Source organism: Streptomyces sp. NPDC044003 (genome assembly GCF_056435185.1).
The window spans coordinates 555037-571864 of the sequence record NZ_JBWKFA010000003.1 but is presented as its reverse complement, the minus strand read 5'-3'; the positions used below and the strand labels follow the sequence as shown (position 1 = coordinate 571864).

Genomic DNA, 16828 nt, shown 5'->3' with positions numbered 1-16828 from the left:
CAGGGGTACGGGGGCTGGTTCAGGACGCCAGATGGGTCCACTTCTGGTTGGCCCCGCCGGTGCAGGTCCAGATCTGGGTGCGTGTGCCGTCGGCCGAGGAGTTGCCGGTGACGTCCAGGCACTTGTTCGCCGCCGTGTTGACGACGTCATGTGTCCCGGGGTCGTACGACCAGCGTTGTGCGCCCGTGCCGTTGCAGGTGTAGAGCTGGACCTTGGTGCCGTCGGCGGTCCCGCCCCCGGTGACGTCCAGGCACTTGCCGAGCGCGCGGACGGTGCCGTCGGCGGCGAGGGTCCACCGCTGGGCCGTGGTGCCGTTGCAGGTGTAGAGCTGCACCGGGGTGCCGTCGGCGGTGGCCGCGCCGGCCACGTCCAGGCACTTCCCGGCGAGACCGGTCAGCGGCCCGGTCGGTGCGCTCGCCGTCGTGCCGGACCAGGTGAAGGTGGCGGTGGTGCGGGCCGGCAGGGTGTACGTGAAGGACTGGCCGCCCCAGTCGACGCGGACGGACTGCGCGGAGGCACCGCCGTTGTGGGCGATGAGCGCCTTGGAGCCGTCGGGGTTGCGCCAGGCGACGTTCTGCACGGTGGAGTCGGCGGTGGAGGCGATGCGGTACGCGCCGGGGCGCACGAACTTGGTGAGATGGCCGGTCGTGTAGTACTCGATCGTGTAGTCGACCTGACCGGCGCGCGGGCCGCCCTCCTGGACCGTGATCAGCCCCGTACAGGTGCCGCAGCCGCCGTTGTGCGGGCCCATGTCCTGGTTGAGCGCCAGGCTCCACTTCGTCAGGCTGCTGCTCCAGTTGCGGGCGTAGCTGACGATGTCCTTCAGGTCCTCGTTGTGCTGGTTGCCGATCCAGGTGCCGCCGGAGTGCTCGGTGCTGAACTGCTTGACCGTCGGGTACTGGTCGTGGACCTGGCTGCCGACGGCGGGGTCGCCGAAGTAGCCGTGCCAGGCGATGCCGCCGAACAGCGGATCGTTGCGCACGCCCGCGTCATCGAGCACGCCGGAGCCGAAGTTCGCGTAGTCGCCGTAGTTCCAGTCGTGGACCAGGACCTTGGTGGTGATCCCGGCGGCCCGGAAGGCCGGGTAGAGATGGTTCTTGGTGAACTCGGCCAGACCGGAGGGGTTCCAGCTCATGCCCGGGTAGTTCATGGCGGTGGGATTGCTCGCCTGGCAGCAGTTCGGCTCGTTCTGGACGGACAGGTAGTCGACCTTGACGCCGGCCGCCTGGTAGCTCTGGATGTACTTCACCAGGTACTGGGCGTAGAGCGGGTAGTACTCCCACTTCAGCCAACCCATCTGGTCCATCCGGCCGTTGTCCTTCATCCAGCCGGGTGCGCTCCACGGCACGGCCTTCAGCCGGAGCGCCGGGTTGAGCTGCCTGGCCTGGACGGTGAGCAGCCGCACGTCGGTGTCGTAGCCGTTGGTCCCGAAGTCGCCGAGGTCGCAGCAGGTGTCGTCGAGGGAGACGTTGCCGGGCCGGGAGAGGTCGGAGGCGCCGATCGGGTTGCGGACGAAGGAGAGGCCGATGCCGTCGGTCGGCGAGAACAGCCTGCGCATGACCTCGTCGCGGGTGGCGGCGCTGATCGCGCCGCCGCGCAGGAGGTAGGCGGTGGTGTCGGTGATCGACGCGCCGCCGCCCTCGAACTGCTGGTAGGTGGTGTTCTCGTCGACGGCGATGGTGCGGTTCGCGCTGCCGCCGGCGGGGCCGAAGGCGATCGGCGTCTGCGGGGCGAGACCCCGCGTGACGGTACGGCCGCCGGCATCCGAGGTGGTGGTCAGCCAGACGTCGACCCGCTCTCCGGTGGCCTCGGCCACGCCGGGCCCCGTCATGACCAGTCCGCTCGCGAGGAGGGCACCGGTCACGAGGGTGGCGAGGCGGCGGGGGCGGCGCCCGCGGCGGCCGCCGGACCGGGAGCCGAACCAGGAGCTGATTCTGTAATGCACCTGACAGACCTTTCGACGAGGATTCAGGCCTTCGAGCTTTCCTTAAGGTGTGAAGCTATGAAGGCGCCTCGCGCACGTCAACCCCTCCCGCATACAACTCCCGAACACAGAAAGCCGGTTGGGAGCCAATCCGGTTCAAGGTCTTGTCGCCCTGGTACAGACCATGGCACTCTTCGTTGCCGTCCACCACACACCCGACCGTCGGCGGTGACAACGATGTCCGCACCCCCCTCTCGACGATCACGGCTTCTCCTGGCCCTCGGCCTCGGATGCGCCACGATGGCTGCTCTGGTGAGCCCCTCGGCGCAGCCCTCCGCGATCGCGGCGACGACCACGGCCGCAGCGGCCGCGGCCGAAGCCGGCGTCCAGGCCACCACGTTCAGCGACGAGTTCAACGCTCCGGCGGGCACGCCGGTCGACGGCTCCAAGTGGAACCTGGAGACCGGCGACAACGTGAACAACCACGAGCGGCAGTACTACACGAACTCGACCCGCAACGCCGTGCACGACGGCCAGGGCAACCTGGTCATCACCGCGCGGCGCGAGAATCCGGGCAACTACAACTGCTGGTACGGCCGTTGCGAGTACACCTCGGCCCGGCTCAACACGTCCGGCAAGTTCACCCAGACGTACGGAACCTTCGAGGCCCGGCTGAAGATGTCGCGCGGCCAGGGCATGTGGCCGGCGTTCTGGATGCTCGGCAACGACATCGGCAGCGTCGGCTGGCCCCAGAGCGGCGAGATCGACGTGATGGAGAACGTCGGATTCGAGCCGAACACCGTGCACGGCACCCTCCACGGCCCGGGCTACTCGGGCTCGGGCGGCATAGGCGCCGGCTACTCGATCGGCTCACCGTTCGCGGACGGCTTCCACACCTTCCGTCTCGAATGGGCGCCGGACAAGCTGGTCTGGAAGGTCGACGGCGTCACCTACCAGACGCGCACCCCGGCCGATCTCGGCGGTCGGCAGTGGGTGTTCGACCACCCGTTCTTCCTCATCCTCAACCTCGCCGTCGGCGGCTACTGGCCCGGCGACCCGGACGGCAGCACCCCGATGCCGAACACCCTGACCGTCGACTACGTCCGGGTCACCAACGACCAGTCGGCCCCGCCGACCGGCACCGGCGGCCCGATCACCGGCCTCGGCGGCAAGTGCGTCGACGTGGCCGGGGCGAACCCCGCGAACGGCACCCCGGTCCAGCTCTACGACTGCAACGGCACCGCGGCCCAGCAGTGGACCGTGAACGCCGACGGCTCGATCCGCGCACTCGGCAAGTGCCTGGACGTCACCGCCGGATCCACGGCGGACGGCGCCAAGCTCCAGCTGTACGACTGCAACGGCACCGGCGCCCAGAAGTGGCGGGTGGAGGCGGCCCGCGACATCGTGAACGTCGCGGCGGACAAGTGCCTGGACGTCCCGAGCAGCAACACGGCGAACGGCACCCGGCTGCAGATCTGGACCTGCAACGGCACAGCGGCCCAGAAGTGGACCGTGGGCTGAGCTCCCGGCACCCGGCGCGGCGTCAGGGCGTGACACGGTCCGCGAGCGCCGTCCGCCAGGCGGGGGCCGGCGTGCTCGGGGTGGTCTCCGGCCGGCGGCCGCCCCGGGCGAAGAAGTCGTCCAGCGGAAGAAGGGCCGCGCCGACCGTGACCGCCTCGGGCCCCAGAGTGCCGAGGCCCACGGTGGTGCGGCTCGCCGGATAGCGCAGGGCGTACTCGGTCGCGTACCGGGTGACGGTGTCGAGGAAGCGGGAGCCGAGCTGGAGGCCGGCCCAGCCGCCGACGAGGATGCGCTCGGGCTGGAAGAGGTTGATGAGGTCGGCGAAGCCGGCGCCGAGGTATTCGGCGGTCTCTTCGAGGACGGTGAGGGCGGTGGCGTCGGGTTCGGCGTGGGGCGCGTCGGGGTAGGCGGCGGCGAGCATGGCGGCGAGGGCGGTCTCCTCGTCGGCGTCGACCGGCGGGGTGCCGCCCGCTTCGCGCCAGCGGTCGAGGAGGGCTTCGGCGCCCGCGTACGCCTCCAGGCAGCCGCGGGCACCGCAGCGGCACCGGCGCCCTCGGACGTTGACGGTGAGATGGCCCCATTCGAGGGCGCGGCCGGGTCGGAGAGGGTCGGTGACGACGCAGGCGCCGACACCGGAGCCGAACAGGACGGTGACGGCGCTGCGGGCGCCGCGACCGGCGCCGAACCACATCTCGGCCTGGCCGAGGGTCTTGGCTCCGTTGTCGATCCAGTAGGGGACGGTGTCGGGGAGGTCGACGGTCCGGCGCAGGTGGCCTTCGAAGGGGACGGCCTCCCAGCCGATGGTCTGTCCGTGGACGACCGCACCGTCGTCCGGGGTGTGGGCGACGATGCCGGGGACGCCGACACCCACGCCGAGGAGCCGGTCGGGGGCGATGCCCGCGGTCCGCAGCACCTCCGCGATGCCGTCGCGGACATGGGCGACGACCAGATCCACGTCGTAGCGGGACGTGCGCGGCCCCGAGCTGGGCAACGCCCGGTCCGTACGGGCGAGTTCGGTGAGGGTGAGGTCGAAGAGCTCGACGCGGACACGGGTCTCGCCGACGTCGACGCCGATCATGCAGCCGCTGTCGGGCCTGACCCGCAGCAGGGTCTGGGGACGTCCGCCGGCCGAGTCGACGCTGCCGGCCTCCTCGACGAGTCCCTCGGCGACGAGTTCGGCCACCACGTTGCTGACGGAGCCGGAGCTCAGCCCGGTCGCGGGCCCGAGCATCAGGCGGCTCATCGGTCCGTCGAAGTACAGCCTCCGCAGTACGGCGGTCCGGTTCTCGCGCCGCAGGTCACGCACCGTACGGCCACTTGTCGCGTCCACGTGGGTTCCCGTCTCTGAAGTCCTTCGGTGCAACATACCCGCATCCCAAGCCTTGACGCGACCTTCTCACGAGGATTAACTCACGTCCTAAATTAAGCCGATGGACCGGAAGCGGCCGGACCCGCCCACGGTGTCGGCCCTCCCGTCGTCCCTGAAAGGGTCCTGGAGCCATGCGCAGATGCAGAGCCGCCGTCACCAGCGCCGTCACCCTCTCCCTCGTCTTCGCCGCCACCGCCTGCGGCGGCGGCACCGCCGACGGTTCGGGCGGCTCCAACTCCCGTCCGAAGACGCTCACTTACTGGGCCACGAACCAGGGCACCAGCCTGGAGGCCGACAAGAGGATCCTTCAGCCGGAGCTCGACAAGTTCGAGAAGCAGACGGGCATCAAGGTCAAGCTGGAGGTCATCCCCTGGTCCGACCTGCTGAACCGGATCCTCACCGCCACGACCTCCGGACAGGGCCCCGACGTCCTCAACATCGGCAACACCTGGAGCGCCTCGCTCCAGGCGACCGGCGCCCTGCTGCCCTGGGACGAGAAGAACTTCGGCACGATCGGCGGCAGGGACCGCTTCGTCGACTCCGCGCTCGGCTCCGCCGGAGCCCCCGGCAAGGACCCGGCCGCCGTACCGCTCTACTCCATGGCCTACGCCCTCTACTACAACAAGAAGATGTTCGCCGACGCGGGCATAGCCAAGCCGCCGACCACCTGGGCCGAGGTCGACGCCGCCGGCAGGAAGCTCAGCAAGGACGGCAAGTGGGGCATCGGGGTCGAGGGCTCCAACCTGTCCAACAACATCCACCAGGTCTTCGTGCTGGGCAAGCAGCACGGCGCCGACTTCTTCACCCCCGACGGCAAGCCGGACTTCACCTCCGACGGCGCTGTCGCCGCCGTCAAGCAGTACGTCGACCTGATGGCCGCCGGCAAGATCGTCGCGCCCGGCAACGCCGAGTACGCCCAGAACCAGTCGCTCTCCGACTTCGCCAAGAACCGCACCGGCATGGTCCTGTGGCAGACCCCTCAGCAGACCTTCGCCGCCCAGGGCATGTCCGAGGACCAGTGGGGTGTCGTCCCGGCCCCCGTCGCCTCCGGCGCCCCCGGCCAGGGCGCCCAGACCAACTCCATGGTCGCCGGCATCAACATGGCCGTCTTCAGGAACACCAAGAACCTCGACGGCGCCCTCGATTTCGTGAAGTTCATGACCGGTGACGAGGAGCAGATCCTCCTCAACAAGACGTACGGATCCGTCCCGCCGGTCAAGTCCGCGCAGGCCGACCCCGCCTTCGACACCCCGTCGCTGGCGGTCATCCGCGACACCCTCGCCAAGAGCGCCTCCGCCCTGCCGCAGGTCCCCGAGGAGTCCCAGTTCGAGACCGTCGTCGGCACCGCGGTCAAGGAGCTCTTCGCCGACGCCGCCGCCGGCCGCCCGGTCACCACCGAGTCCGTGAGGGCCAGGCTCGACAAGGCCCAGCAGCAGATGCCGAACAAGTAGGCGGCACCTCCATGACCCAGACCGCCGTCGCTCTGCGGAGCGAGCACGCGGTGCGCGGGGCCGGCCCCGGAGCGGCGCCCGCACAGCGCCGCTCCGGACGCCGCCGCATCGCCCTCCCGTACCTGCTGCTGCTCCCCGCGCTCGTCCTCGAACTCCTCGTCCACCTCGTCCCGATGCTCATGGGCATCGGCATGAGCTTCAAGGAGCTCACCCAGTTCTTCATCCGGGACTGGTCGTCCGCGCCCTGGGCCGGCCTCGACAACTACGCCGTCTCGTTCGACTTCGACGCGCCCGTCGGCCAGGCCCTGCTGAAGTCCTTCTTCACCACCTGCCTGTTCACCCTGGCGTCGGTCGCCCTCTGCTGGTTCCTCGGCACGGCCGCCGCCGTCTTCCTGCAGGAGAACTTCCGTGGCCGGGGCTTCCTGCGGACCCTGTTCCTCGTCCCGTACGCGCTGCCCGTCTACGCCGCCGTCATCACCTGGGCGTTCATGTTCCAGCGGGACAACGGCCTGATCAACCACGTGCTGCACGACCAGCTCGGCCTCGGCGACAGCCCGGCCTTCTGGCTCATCGGCGACAACAGCTTCTGGGCCCTGCTCACCGTCTCCGTGTGGAAGGGCTGGCCCTTCGCCTTCCTCACCGTCATGGCCGGCCTGCAGAACATCCCCCGGGACATGTACGAGGCGGCCGCCCTCGACGGGGCCGGTGTGTGGAGGCAGATCCGCCACATCACCCTGCCGTCCCTGCGCCAGGTCAACCAGGTCCTCGTCCTGGTCCTCTTCCTGTGGACCTTCAACGACTTCAACACGCCGTTCGTGCTCTTCGGCAGGGCCGCTCCCGAAGCGGCGGACCTGATCTCCCTGCACATCTACCAGTCGTCCTTCCTGACGTGGAACTTCGGCACCGGATCGGCGATGTCCGTACTGCTCCTGCTCTTCCTCCTGCTCGTCACGGGCGTGTACCTCCTGCTCACCACCAGAGGAAGGAAGGCCTCCGATGTCTGAGCGCACCCCACGCTCCCCCATGGCCGCACCCCGCTCCTTCCTGTGGTCCCGGCGGATCTTCCTCACCCTGCTCACCGGCTTCGTACTGCTGCCGCTGTACGTGATGGTCTCCGGCTCCCTGAAACCCCTCGAGGACGTGTCGGGGACGTTCGAGTGGATTCCGTCCGGGCTCACGCTCCGCCCCTACGTCGACATCTGGGACACCGTCCCGCTCGCCGACTACTTCCTGAACTCCCTGGTCGTGGCCGGCGCGGCCACCGTGTTCTCCGTCGCCGTGGCGATCGTCGCCGCGTACGCGGTCAGCCGCTACGACTTCCGGGGCAAGCGGGTCTTCGCCGTCACCGTCCTGTCGACGCAGATGTTCCCCGGCATCCTCTTCCTGCTGCCGCTGTTCCTCATCTACGTCAACATCGGCAACGCCACCGGCATCGCCCTCTTCGGCTCGCGCGGCGGTCTGGTCCTCACCTATCTGACCTTCTCGCTGCCCTTCTCCATCTGGATGCTGACCGGCTACTTCGACTCCATCCCCCGCGAGCTCGACGAAGCCGCCCAGGTCGACGGCTGCGGCCCGCTCGGCGCCCTCTTCCGGGTCATCGTGCCCGCCGCCCTGCCCGGCATCGTCGCCGTCGCCGTCTACGCCTTCATGACCGCCTGGGGCGAGGTCCTCTTCGCCTCCGTCATGACCGACGACACCACCCGCACCCTCGCCGTCGGACTCCAGGGCTACGCCACCCAGAACGACGTCTACTGGAACCAGGTGATGGCCGCCTCCCTCGTGGTGAGCGTGCCCGTCGTCGCCGGGTTCCTGCTCCTCCAGCGCTATCTCGTCGCGGGCCTCACCGCGGGCGCGGTCAAGTGATCCGCCCTGCCGCACCCGCCGCGTCCGACGCTCCCTCCGCCGGCCTCCGGCCCTTCACGAAGAGGTCCACCGTGTCCGACACCACCGACCAGCACACGCTCGACCTGGGGGCGTTCCCCGCGGACTTCACCTGGGGCACGGCCACGTCCGCCTACCAGATCGAGGGCGCCGTCGCCGAGGACGGCCGCTCCCCCTCCATCTGGGACACGTTCTCGCGCGTCCCCGGTGCCATCGACAACGGCGACCACGGCGACACGGCCTGCGACCACTACCACCGCTGGCCCGAGGACATCGCCCTGATGAAGGAGCTGGGCACCGACGCGTACCGGATGTCCCTCGCCTGGCCCCGGATCGTCCCGAACGGCGACGGGTCCGTCAACAAGGCCGGGCTCGACTTCTACGACCGGCTCGTCGACGGGCTCCTCGACGCCGGCATCACCCCCAACGTCACCCTCTACCACTGGGACCTGCCGCAGGCCCTGCAGGACCGCGGCGGCTGGACCGTACGCGACACCGCCGAACACCTCGCCGCCTACGCGTCCGTCGTCGCCGAGCGACTCGGCGACCGCGTCACCCACTGGGCCACCCTCAACGAGCCGCTCTGCTCCGCCTGGATCGGCCACCTGGAAGGCCGGATGGCGCCGGGCCTCACCGACCTCACGGCCGCCGTCCGCGCCTCGTACCATCTGCTCCTCGGCCACGGCCTCGCCACCGCCGCCGTCCGCGCCGCCGCCCCCGGCGCCCACGTCGGCCTCGTCACCAACCACTCCACCGTCACCCCGGCCTCCACCCGCCCCGAGGACGTCGCCGCCGCCCGCCGCGCCGACGGGCACACCAACCGCTGGTGGCTCGACCCGGTGTACGGACGCGGATTCCCCGCCGACATGCGCGAGCTGTACGGGGTCGATCTCCCCGAACGGCCGGGTGACCCGGAACTGATCGCGGCCCCGCTCGACTGGCACGGACTCAACTACTACTTCCCGGAGACCGTGGCCGACGACCCTGCCGGGCCCGTCCCGCACGCCCGCTCCGTACGCCTGCCCGACGTGCCGCGCACCGGCATGGACTGGCCGATCGGCGCCGACGGCCTGGAGGCCTTCCTGCTGCGCCTCACCGAGGACTACGGCGTGCGGAAGCTGTACGTCACCGAGAACGGCTCGGCCTTCCCCGACGCCCTCGGCCCCGACGGCGAGGTGCACGACCCGGACCGCACCCGCTACCTGGAGCAGCACCTCGCGGCCTGCTCCCGCGCGCTGCGCAAGGGCGCCCCGCTCGCGGGGTACTACGCCTGGTCCCTGCTCGACAACTTCGAGTGGGCCTACGGCTACGACAAGCGCTTCGGCCTGGTGCACGTCGACTACGCGACCCAGCGGCGGACGGTGAAGTCGAGCGGCCGCCGGTACGCGGACATCATCCGCGCCCACCGGACGCAGAACGGCTGACCCGGGACGCCCGTACGGGCGTCCACCTGGCTCGAATGGTTCGAAGAGCGCTCTCCCCTTTTCCCCCACCTATCCCGAGGAGCCCCCATGTCCTCTGTCGGGTCCCCGCCGGCCTTCCGGCGCCCCGCTTCAGCAGTCCGACGGACCGCCGTCGGCGCACTCGTCGCCGCGCTCGCCGGCGGCCTCCTCGCCGTCGTCCCCGCCTCGACGGCCTCCGCCGCCCCCACCTTGCTCTCCCAGGGGAAGACGGCCACCGCCTCGTCCACGGAAGGCTCCCTCACCGCGGGCGGCGCCATCGACGGCGACCTCACCGGAACCCGCTGGGCCAGCGGGTGGTCCGACGCCCAGTGGTTCCAGGTCGACCTCGGCCAGAGCGCCACGCTCAGCAGCGCCGTCCTGACCTGGGAGACCGCCTACGGCAAGAGTTACGAGATCCAGGCCTCCGAGAACGGCACCGACTGGCGGACCGTCACCACGGTGACCGGCGGCGACGGGGGCACCGACGACGTCGCCCTCTCGGGCACCGGCCGCTACGTCCGGATGAACGGCCTCACCCGGGGAACCGTCTGGGGCTACTCGCTCTGGGAGTTCCAGGTGTACGGCACCACCGGCGGCGGCACCACCCTGCCCGGCGGCGGCGACCTCGGACCGAACGTCCACGTCGTCGACCCGTCCACGCCGAACATCCAGGCGCAGCTCGACAGCGTCTTCCAGCAGCAGGAGTCGGCCCAGTTCGGCAGCGGCCGGCACGCCTTCCTGTTCAAGCCGGGCACGTACAACGGCCTCAACGCCCAGATCGGCTTCTACACCCAGATCGCCGGCCTCGGCCTCCGTCCCGACGACACCACCATCAACGGCGACGTGACGGTCGACGCCGGCTGGTTCAACGGCAATGCCACCCAGAACTTCTGGCGCGGCGCCGAGGGCCTGGCCCTCAACCCGGTGAACGGCACCGACCGCTGGGCCGTCTCCCAGGCCTCCTCCTTCCGCCGCATGCACGTCAAGGGCGGGCTCAACCTCGCCCCCAGCGGCTACGGCTGGGCCAGCGGCGGCTACATCGCCGACTCGAAGATCGACGGCCAGGTCGGCAACTACTCGCAGCAGCAGTGGTACACCCGCGACAGCTCGATCGGCGGCTGGTCCAACGGCGTCTGGAACCAGGTCTTCTCCGGCACCGAGGGCGCGCCCGCGCAGGCCTTCCCCGAGCCGAAGTACACCACCCTCGACACCACTCCGGTCTCCCGCGAGAAGCCGTACCTCATCTGGGAGGACAACCAGTACAAGGTCTTCTCCCCCGCCGAGCGGACCAACGCCCGCGGCACCACCTGGGCGAACGGCACGCCCCAGGGAGAGAAGATCCCGCTGAGCCGGTTCTACGTGGTCAAGCCCGGCACCACCGCCGCCACCGTCAACCAGGCGCTCGCCCAGGGCCTGCACCTGTTGTTCACGCCCGGCGTCCACCACGTGGACCGGACGATCGACGTGAACCGGCCCGGCACGATCGTCCTCGGCCTGGGACTGGCCACGATCATCCCGGACAACGGCGCCACCGCGCTGCGCGTCGCCGACGTCGACGGCGTCCGCCTCGCCGGCTTCCTCATCGACGCCGGCCCGGTCAACTCGCCGACGCTCCTCGAGGTCGGCCCGCAGAACGCCTCCGCCGACCACGCCGCCGACCCCACCACCGTCCAGGACGTCTACGTCCGGATCGGCGGCGCGGGCGCGGGCAAGGCCACCACGAGCATCGTCGTCAACAACGACGACACCCTCGTCGACCACACCTGGGTCTGGCGCGCCGACCACGGCGACGGCGTCGGCTGGGAGACCAACCGGGCCGACTACGGCGTCCGCGTCAACGGCGACGACGTCCTCGCCACCGGCCTGTTCGTCGAGCACTTCAACAAGTACGACGTCGAATGGTTCGGCGACCGCGGCCGCACGATCTTCTTCCAGAACGAGAAGGCGTACGACGCTCCCGACCAGGCCGCCATCCAGAACGGCACGACCAAGGGCTACGCCGCCTACCGTGTCGACGACTCCGTCACCACCCACGAGGGCTGGGGCCTCGGCAGCTACTGCTACTACAACGTCGACCCGACGATCCGTCAGGACCACGGTTTCAAGGCCCCGGTGAAGCCCGGCGTGAAGTTCCACGGCCTGCTCACCGTCTCGCTCGGCGGCAACGGCCAGTTCAACCACGTCATCAACGACATCGGCGCGCCCACCCAGGGCACCGAGACCGTCCCCTCCACCGTCGTCAGCTTCCCCTGACAATCCGGCGGGACGCTTCTCCCGCCCGCCTCGCAGCTGTCTGCCGGTCAGGCGTGCAGGGTTCCTTCGAGGATGGTGACCGCGTACCCGGTGAGATGGACGCGGTCACCGTGCACAGCGGTCCTGACCAGCCCGGTCCGCGCGGACACCTGCAGGCCGGTGAGCCCGTCGCGGCCCATCCGCGCCGACCAGTAGGGGGCCAGGGCGGTGTGGGCGCTGCCGGTGACCGGATCCTCGAGGATGCCCTCGGCGGGTGAGAAGAAGCGGGAGACGAAATCGTATTCCAGGCCGGGTCCGGACGCCGGGGCCGTGATGATGACGCCGCGCAGGCCCTCACGGCGGGTCAGGTCGGCGATCGCGTCGAGGTCGGGTGTCACGGCCCGGACGGTGGCCTCGTCCGGCAGGACGGTCAGCAGGTCACCGAGCGCGCCGGTACGGAAGGTGGCCTCCGGCTTCACTCCCAGAGCCTCCGCCAGGCCTGCCGGCACCGGGACTTCGGTGCCGGGCGCGGCCGGGAAGTCCAGAGTGATGCTGCCGTCGTCGTTCGCATGCGCGGTGAGCATGCCGCTGAACCGGCTGCGGAACCGCAGCGCGCCGACAACCCCTCGCTCCCGCCGCAGCGTGTGCGCCGTGGCCAATGTGGCATGGCCGCACAGGTTGGTCTCGACGAGTGGGGCGAACCAGCGAATCTCCCAGTCGGCGCTGTCGCCCTCGGGGAGCGGACGCACGAACGCGGTCTCGGAGTGATTCATCTCGGCGGCGGTCTGCTGCATCCAGGCAGCTGAAGGCCAGTCTCCGGCGTCGAGCAGGCACACGCCTGCGGGGTTTCCGGCGAAGGGACGGTCGGTGAAGGCGTCTACGACGTGGATACGCATGCCGCGACCATATGGGCGCCAATCACAGCAGCACCAAGGCCAATCCGAGGGGATTGGACTGGCCAGCACTTCCGAGTCGCTGCCGGCTCGCCCACCGCTCCCCGGACGCTGTGGGCGGGTCGATCTGGCGTGCTCGCGGGCGTCCGACGTGCGGTGCGTTCCGACTGTCAGGCACCCGACGCCGCACCCTCGGGGGCGGCCCCCACACGGTTGCGGAGCGTGCCGATGCGCTCGACCTCGACCTCGACGAGATCGCCGGGGCGTAGATGGCGACCGGAGAAGACGCCGGCGCCGCGCGGTGTTCCGGTGAGGATCACGTCTCCGGGTTCGAGGGTCTGATAGCGGGAGAGGTAGGAGATCAGCTCGGGCACGTCGTGGATGAAGCCGCTGGTGCGGTCGTCCTGACGTACCTCACCGTTGACCAGGGTGCGCAGCCGCAGGTCGAACGGCGCGGTGAACTCGTCCGGGGTGACCAGGCAGGGGCCGAGCGGCTTGAAGGTGTCGAAGCTCTTGGCCACGCCGATGGACGCGGTCGGATCGCCCGACATGGCACGCTGCTGGATGTCGCGAGCGGAGACGTCGTTGGCGATGGTGAGGCCGGCGATGCGGCTCGCGGCCTCGGCGACGGAGACCGCGCTCGCGGACCGGCCGATCACGACGGCCACCTCGCCCTCGTAGTCGACCCGGTCGGCCGCGACGGCCGGGAGGCGGATGTCGTCGCCTGCTGCGATGACCGCGGATCCGGCGACCACCTGGAAATTCGGCTCGGCGGGCAGGACGATGTCGGGCCGCCCCATCGCGGCGAACATCTCCAGGGCCTCATCCGCGTGGCTGGAGTAGTTGAGGCCGACGATCAGGATCTTCCCGGGCCGGGGTACGGGGGCGTGCACCCGGGTCTCGCCGAGGGCGGCCCGCCGGACGACCGCCGCCGTGCGTGCGGCGTCGACACCTGGTCCGTGGAGGAGGGCTCCCAGGTCGGCGAACGGGAGGTCGAGTACGGAGAGCTCGCCGGGGCTCTCCTCCCTGGCGATGCCCAGGGCGGTGCTGTACAGGCGCATCACGGACTCCCACGTGTCGGGGACATGTTCTCTTGTTTACAAGTCAAGAGATTTCTTGTTTCCAAGTCAAGAGCTCGGCGATTGCCGCGTCCGATCCCGGATACGGCCCACGGGGGCCGGGGCGCCCCCGCGGATGCGCCGCCTAGGCTGGGCTGATGCCAAGGAACCGCCAACAGATCCCCAAAGCCGAGCGCGAGGCCGTCCTGGTCGACAGCGCCTGGGAGCTCTTCGCCGTCAAGGGATACAAGGGGACCAGCCTGACCGAGGTCGGAAAGGCTGCCGGCGTCGCGGCCAATGCCGTGCGCTGGTACTTCCCGACCAAGGACGACCTGTTCGCCGCCACGCTGGACCGCCTCTTCCTGCGCGAGCGGGAGCGCGTGGAGACGGATCCCGCGATCGGAGGGGACCCACAGCGGCAGCTGGTGACGTTCCTTTCCGACCTGGAGGCGTATCGCGGGCTGCACCGGGAGGCGTACGACCGCATGGACGAGTCTCCCGCCCTCGCCGAGGTCTACTCCCGGATGCGGGAATGGCTGGAGGGGCGCCTGCTCGCGGCCGTCGCGGACCAGCTGCCCGAGGGGGTCGATGTCGCACCCGTGGCGGACATGGCACATGTGCTCTTCGAGGGGCTGCTGGTCAGCGTCCGGGGGCTGGACCGGCCGACCGGGGACTTCATCGACCTGCTCATGGAGGCGCTGACGGCCGTCGCGGCGGCACGCTGACACCCTGCTCTTGACTGCCATACAAGAGATTGTCTACGTTCTCTTGTATGGCAGCCAAGAGGGCTGCCGTGCCCTCGACAAGGAGGTCGCCACGCCATGGCTTCTCCAGGCAAACTCGCCCACATCGTCCTGCGCACCGGCCGTCTGTCGCCCATGACTGACTGGTACGTACGCGTCCTCGAAGGCCGCGTCACCTTCGCCAACGAGGCCCTCGCCTTCCTGACCTACGACGACGAGCACCACCGGGTCGCGCTGGTCGCCACCGGAGCGTCCGAGCGTCCGACGGAGGCCCACACCGGCCTGCACCACGCGGCCTTCACGTACACCACGCTCGGCGATCTGCTCGGCACGTACCAGCGGCTGAAGAAGGACGACATCCTGCCCTTCTGGTGCATCAACCACGGCCCGACCACCTCGATGTACTTCGAGGACCCCGACGGCAATCACATCGAGCTCCAGATCGACAACTTCGCCACCGAGGAAGCCCTCGACGAGTGGTTCCGGTCCGGAGCCTTCGAAGCCAATCCGATCGGGGTCGAGTTCGACCCCGACGACCTGGTGCGCCGCTTCGACGCGGGCGAGCCCTTCGCCGAACTGGTCAGGCGCGCATGACCGGCATCGACGCCCCGGTCGTCATCGTCGGAGCCGGCCCCGTGGGCCTCGCCACCGCGCTCGTCCTGGGCCGGCACGGCGTCCGCAGCGTGGTCTTCGAGCAGTACGACGGGATCAATCCGCACCCCCGGGCCCATGTCGTCAACACCAGGTCCATGGAACTGTTCCGCAGCTGGGGCATCGCGGACGCCGTCCGAGCCGACGCGGCCGACCCGGCCTGGGCCGGCACCATCCTGTGGAAGCAGACCCTCGCCGGGGAACCTCTGGGCCGCATCGACCTCGTCGAAGGCCCGGAGGACCAGCTCCTGCACCGGATCCACGCCTCGGCCGAGCAGCTCACCTCCTGCGCCCAGGACCGTGTCCAGCGACACCTCCTCGACGCGGTCCTCGCCCAGGGCATGGCCACCGTGCACTACGGCACCACCGTCGTGGAGGTGACGGACCTCGGCGATCGCGTCGACGTCACCGTGGAAGGCGTGGCCGGGCGGCAGACGCTGCGCACCTGTTACGCCGTGGCGGCGGACGGGGCGACCGGGGGCCTGCGTGACAGGCTCGGCATCAGGATGGACGACTCCCCGATCCTCGGCCACCAGTTGAACATCTACTTCCACGCCGATCTCTCCCCGTGGATGAGTGAGGATCCCGCTCTGCTGGTCTGGCTGATCAACAGCGCCTCCCCGGGACTCCTCATCGGGATGGACGGCGTTCGCCGGTGGACCTTCCAGCGGAGCTTCGACCCTGCTGTCGAATCACCGCAGGACTACCCGCCCGAACGGTGTGCCCGGATCATCCAGGAGGCAGTCGGAACCACCGGACTCGACGTGGACATCCGCTCCGTGGGGTCATGGGTCATGACGGCCCGGACCGCCGAGACGTACCGCAGCGGCCGTGTGCTCCTCGTGGGCGACGCGGCTCACCAGTTCCCGCCGACAGGCGGCCTGGGGATGAACAGCGGTCTCGCCGACGCGGACAACCTCGGCTGGAGACTCGCCGCCGTCCTGAGGGGCGTTGCTTCCGACGCCCTGCTCGACGGGTACGAGCGTGAGCGCCGTCCCGTCGCCGTCGACAACGCCCGCCACAGCATGCTCAACGCCATGAAGATGGCCGAGGTCGGGATCGGGCCCGAGACGATCAGGATCGCCGCTCGCCTCGAAAGCTCCGACCCGGCAGTCGCCGGGGCGGAACGTCGGCGGATCGCGGAGGCCATTCCACCGCAGCGCCCGCACTTCGACGCGCTCAACCAGGAGATCGGATACGTCTACGGAGCGGCCCGGCACAAGAACCGCGCACCGTTCTCGGCCACCGACTACCGACCGATCGCCGCCCCCGGAGCGCGACTTCCGCACGCCTGGCTCGAACGTGCCGGAGAGCGGATGTCCACGCACGACCTCCTCATCGCGGGCTTCACTCTCATCACGGGGCGCGAGGGAGCTCACTGGGCCGACGCCTTCGAGGAGACCGGGCAGGACGTGCCGAAGCGGACGGTCGTACTCGGCCGGGACGTCACCAGCCCGGACGGCTACTGCCCCCGGATGCTCGGGATCGGTGAGGACGGGGCTCTTCTCGTCCGGCCGGACGGTCACATCGCGTGGCACAGCTCGGAGGGATCGTCCCCTGCCTCCGCGCTCGCGGCCCTGCTCAGCGGCACCGAGCAGGCCGCCTAGATCCTGTCGTCGAACTCCGTCGTCGCCGGCGGACGGCGGTTGACGGACGAGGCCAG

General features: G+C 70.0%; 13 protein-coding genes. 9 read left to right on the top strand and 4 right to left on the bottom strand.

Annotated features, from left to right (window positions below; translation table 11 throughout):
- Positions 1–19 precede the first annotated feature (19 nt).
- Complete coding sequence (locus AC07AW_RS14570; RefSeq protein ID WP_478816245.1) at positions 20–1933, bottom strand: RICIN domain-containing protein; 1914 nt, start codon at positions 1931–1933, stop codon at positions 20–22.
- A gap of 228 nt (positions 1934–2161) precedes the next feature.
- On the opposite strand from AC07AW_RS14570, the gene AC07AW_RS14565 reads away from it, so the two are divergent.
- Positions 2162–3445: a ricin-type beta-trefoil lectin domain protein gene (locus AC07AW_RS14565; protein ID WP_478815783.1), complete on the top strand. Its 1284-nt coding sequence runs from the start codon at positions 2162–2164 to the stop codon at positions 3443–3445.
- A 22-nt stretch (positions 3446–3467) separates the two neighbouring features.
- On the opposite strand, the gene AC07AW_RS14560 is transcribed toward AC07AW_RS14565, so the two are convergent.
- A complete protein-coding gene (locus AC07AW_RS14560; protein ID WP_478815782.1) occupies positions 3468–4775 on the bottom strand; it encodes an ROK family transcriptional regulator in 1308 nt (435 codons plus the stop codon).
- A gap of 170 nt (positions 4776–4945) precedes the next feature.
- Here AC07AW_RS14560 and AC07AW_RS14555 point away from each other — a divergent pair, with 170 nt between their 5' ends.
- From AC07AW_RS14555 to AC07AW_RS14535, 5 genes are all read left to right on the top strand, one after another.
- Complete coding sequence (locus tag AC07AW_RS14555) at positions 4946–6265, top strand: extracellular solute-binding protein (RefSeq protein ID WP_478815781.1); 1320 nt, start codon at positions 4946–4948, stop codon at positions 6263–6265.
- 11 nt (positions 6266–6276) lie between these two features.
- Positions 6277–7269, top strand: a complete 993-nt coding sequence (locus AC07AW_RS14550; RefSeq protein WP_478815780.1) for a carbohydrate ABC transporter permease — start codon at positions 6277–6279, stop codon at positions 7267–7269.
- Between the two features lie 19 nt (positions 7270–7288).
- Complete coding sequence (locus AC07AW_RS14545) at positions 7289–8128, top strand: carbohydrate ABC transporter permease (protein WP_478816244.1); 840 nt, start codon at positions 7289–7291, stop codon at positions 8126–8128.
- A gap of 71 nt (positions 8129–8199) precedes the next feature.
- On the top strand, positions 8200–9570 hold the full coding sequence (locus tag AC07AW_RS14540; protein WP_478815779.1) for a GH1 family beta-glucosidase: 1371 nt from the start codon (positions 8200–8202) through the stop codon (positions 9568–9570).
- 87 nt (positions 9571–9657) lie between these two features.
- Positions 9658–11841 carry a galactose-binding domain-containing protein gene (locus AC07AW_RS14535; RefSeq protein ID WP_478815778.1) on the top strand — a complete coding sequence of 728 codons (2184 nt, stop codon included), beginning with the start codon at positions 9658–9660 and terminating at the stop codon, positions 11839–11841.
- A gap of 47 nt (positions 11842–11888) precedes the next feature.
- Here the strand turns inward: AC07AW_RS14535 and AC07AW_RS14530 are convergent, their stop codons facing one another.
- Positions 11889–12716, bottom strand: a complete 828-nt coding sequence (locus AC07AW_RS14530) for a PhzF family phenazine biosynthesis protein (RefSeq protein ID WP_478815777.1) — start codon at positions 12714–12716, stop codon at positions 11889–11891.
- 167 nt (positions 12717–12883) lie between these two features.
- Positions 12884–13774: a fumarylacetoacetate hydrolase family protein gene (locus tag AC07AW_RS14525; RefSeq protein WP_478815776.1), complete on the bottom strand. Its 891-nt coding sequence runs from the start codon at positions 13772–13774 to the stop codon at positions 12884–12886.
- A 155-nt stretch (positions 13775–13929) separates the two neighbouring features.
- Here AC07AW_RS14525 and AC07AW_RS14520 point away from each other — a divergent pair, with 155 nt between their 5' ends.
- The 3 genes from AC07AW_RS14520 to AC07AW_RS14510 all read left to right on the top strand — a co-directional run bounded on the left by AC07AW_RS14520 (position 13930) and on the right by AC07AW_RS14510 (position 16772).
- Positions 13930–14496, top strand: coding sequence for a TetR/AcrR family transcriptional regulator (locus AC07AW_RS14520; RefSeq protein ID WP_478815775.1), 567 nt, complete (start codon positions 13930–13932; stop codon positions 14494–14496).
- A 96-nt stretch (positions 14497–14592) separates the two neighbouring features.
- Positions 14593–15108, top strand: coding sequence for a VOC family protein (locus tag AC07AW_RS14515; protein ID WP_478815774.1), 516 nt, complete (start codon positions 14593–14595; stop codon positions 15106–15108).
- Complete coding sequence (locus tag AC07AW_RS14510) at positions 15105–16772, top strand: FAD-dependent monooxygenase (protein WP_478815773.1); 1668 nt, start codon at positions 15105–15107, stop codon at positions 16770–16772. The genes AC07AW_RS14515 and AC07AW_RS14510 overlap by 4 nt, the downstream gene beginning before the upstream one ends.
- Positions 16773–16828 lie beyond the last annotated feature (56 nt).